The 1,388-nt window shown below is 70.2% G+C and carries 1 protein-coding gene; it reads left to right on the forward strand.

The window, feature by feature from the left end:
* The coding region (locus tag RUGAMON1_RS32580) for a non-ribosomal peptide synthetase (RefSeq protein ID WP_445234412.1) at positions 1 to 1,388 on the forward strand (1,388 nt) is incomplete at both ends.

The raw sequence follows: 1,388 nt of genomic DNA on the forward strand, positions 1-1,388 counted from the left end.
GACGTTTGCCTGCACGAGCTGTTCGAACGCCAGGCGGAGCGCACGCCGCACGCGGTGGCGCTGGTGCATGAGCAGCGCCAGGTCAGCTACGCCGACCTGAACGCGCAGGCCAACCGGCTGGCGCACCACCTGCTGGCACTGGGCGTGGCGCCGGACGTGCGCGTGGCGATCTGCGCCGAGCGCGGCGTCGAGATGCTGGTGGCGATGCTGGCCACCCTGAAAGCGGGCGGCTGCTATGTGCCGCTGGACCCGGCCTACCCGAGCGAGCGGCTGGCCTATATGCTGGCCGACAGCGCGCCGCTGGTGGCGCTGAGCGTGGGCGCCGGCCGCGCCGCGCTGGACGATATCGGCGGCGAGGTGGCGCGCATCGACCTGCGCGAGCAGGCTGCGTTGTGGAGCGGACAGGCGTCCGGCAATCCGCAGCGGCACGGACTGACCCCGGCCCACCTGGCCTATGTGATCTACACCTCCGGCTCGACCGGCGCGCCGAAGGGCGTGATGATCGAGCAGCGCAACGCGGTCAATTTCGTGCATTGGGCACGCGACGAGTTCGACGCCGACACGCTGACGCGCACGCTGGCGTCGACCTCGCTCAACTTCGACCTGGCGATGTACGAATGCTTCGTACCGCTGAGCATGGGGCTGACCGTCACCATCGTCGCCAACGCGCTGTCCCTGCTGACGCAGGCGGTGGATGTCAGTTTGATCAACACGGTGCCGTCGGCGATCGACGCGCTGGTGGGGGCCGGCGCGGTGCCGGCCTGCGTGGGCGCGGTCAACCTGGCCGGCGAGGCGCTCAAGCGCTCGCTGGTCGAGAAGATCTTCGCCGGCACGGGCGTGGCGACGGTGCGCAATCTGTACGGTCCGTCGGAGACGACCACGTATTCGACGTGGGTGACGATGACGCGCGAGCAGGGCTTCATCGCCCACATCGGCCGTCCGGTGGCCAACACCCAGGTCTACATCCTGGACGCGCGGCGCCAGCCGGTGCCGGCCGGCGTGGCCGGTGAGCTGTACATCGGCGGGGCCGGCGTGGCGCGCGGCTACCTGAACCTGCCGCAGTTGACCGAGGAACGCTTCCTGCCCGATCCGTTCGCCGGCGTGGCCGGCGCCCGCATGTACAAGACGGGCGACCTGGGACGCCATCTGGCCGACGGCAACATCGAATACCTGGGGCGCAACGACTTCCAGGTGAAGATCCGCGGCTTCCGCATCGAGCTCGGTGAGATCGAGACGAAACTGTCGGCCTGCGCCGGCGTGCGCGAGGCGGTGGTGCTGGCGCGCGAAGACCAGCCGGGCGACAAGCGGCTGGTGGCCTATCTGCTGGCGCGCGACGGTGCGCAGCTCGACGTGACGGCACTGCGCGCCGAGCTGGCGCGCACGCTGTC

The organism is Duganella rhizosphaerae (assembly GCF_040364205.1).
Lineage (GTDB): Bacteria > Pseudomonadota > Gammaproteobacteria > Burkholderiales > Burkholderiaceae_D > Rugamonas > Rugamonas rhizosphaerae.